This window comes from Corynebacterium sp. UMB8791, assembly GCF_054166365.1.
Genome location: NZ_JBSZCG010000152.1, coordinates 1 through 1,395, shown reverse-complemented (window position 1 = coordinate 1,395; position 1,395 = coordinate 1). Strand labels below are relative to the sequence as shown.

At 53.4% G+C, this 1,395-nt stretch carries 1 rRNA gene; it reads left to right on the top strand.

Annotated features, from left to right (window positions below):
* Positions 1–226: 226 nt before the first annotated feature.
* Positions 227–1,395 (top strand): 23S ribosomal RNA (locus ACXIUA_RS10525); the annotation flags it as partial.

The window sequence follows — 1,395 nt, the reverse complement described above, 5'->3', positions numbered from 1 at the left end:
ACTGTTTCGGTGTGTTGCTGGTGGGGGTCGCAGAGAATAGAGGGGAGCGACTGTTTATCAAAAACACAGGTCCGTGCGAAGACGGTTAAGTTGATGTATACGGACTGACGCCTGCCCGGTGCTGGAAGGTTAAGAGGACCTGTTAGGACTCATGTCCGAAGCGGAGAATTTAAGCCCCAGTAAACGGCGGTGGTAACTATAACCATCCTAAGGTAGCGAAATTCCTTGTCGGGTAAGTTCCGACCTGCACGAATGGCGTAACGACTCCCCTGCTGTCTCAACCACAGGCCCGGTGAAATTGCAGTACGAGTAAAGATGCTCGTTTCGCGCGGCAGGACGAAAAGACCCCGGGACCTTCACTATAGCTTGGTATTGGTATTCGGTGCGGTTTGTGTAGGATAGGTGGGAGACTGTGAAGTGGTCACGCTAGTGATTATGGAGTCGTTGTTGAAATACCACTCTGACCGTAGTGGATGTCTAACCTTGGCCCATGATCTGGGTTGGGGACAGTGCGAGACTGTGGGGGATAAGCTTCATAGTCGAGAGGGAAACAGCCCAGATCGCCGGTTAAGGCCCCTAAGGGTGTACTAAGTGGAAAAGGATGTGGGATCGCGAAGACAGCCAGGAGGTTGGCTTAGAAGCAGCCATCCTTGAAAGAGTGCGTAATAGCTCACTGGTCGAGTGGTTCTGCGCCGACAATGTAGTGGGGCTCAAGTACACCGCCGAAGCCGCGGCATAGTTTTTACTATGGGTAGGGGAGCGTCGTGCATGGGGTGAAGCCATACTGTAAGGGGTGGTGGACTGTGTGCGAGTGAGAATGCAGGCATGAGTAACGAGAGATACGTGAGAATCGTATCCGCTGGATGACTAAGGGTTCCTGGGTCAAGTTCGTCTTCCCAGGGTGAGTCGGGTCCTAAGGCGAGGCCGACAGGCGTAGTCGATGGTCAACGGGTTGATATTCCCGTACCCGTATGCATGCGACAAAGAGTGAAGCGGTGATACTAACCACCCTGAACTGGCAACATGCGCATCCTTTTGGGTGTGTGGTTGTTGGTGATGCGTGGGGCCTGATCCGTGGTAGTTCAGTGATGGGGTGACGCAGTCAGGTAGCCGCGCCAAGTGTTGGATATTCTTGGTGTAAGCGTGTGGCACGTCGACTTGTGAAATGCGGTCGATATTTTGTGTGAGGCGTGATGCGTAGCCCAATTGTTGGGTGATGGTGGTGATCCTTTGCTGTCGAGAAAAGCCTCTAGCGATGTGTGTGTATGGCCCGTACCCGAAACCGACACAGGTGGTCAGGTAGAGAATACTAAAGCGGTCGGGTGAACTGTGGTTAAGGAATTCGGCAAATTGCCCCCGTAACTTCGGGAGAAGGGGGGCCCTTGCTGGTTGCAT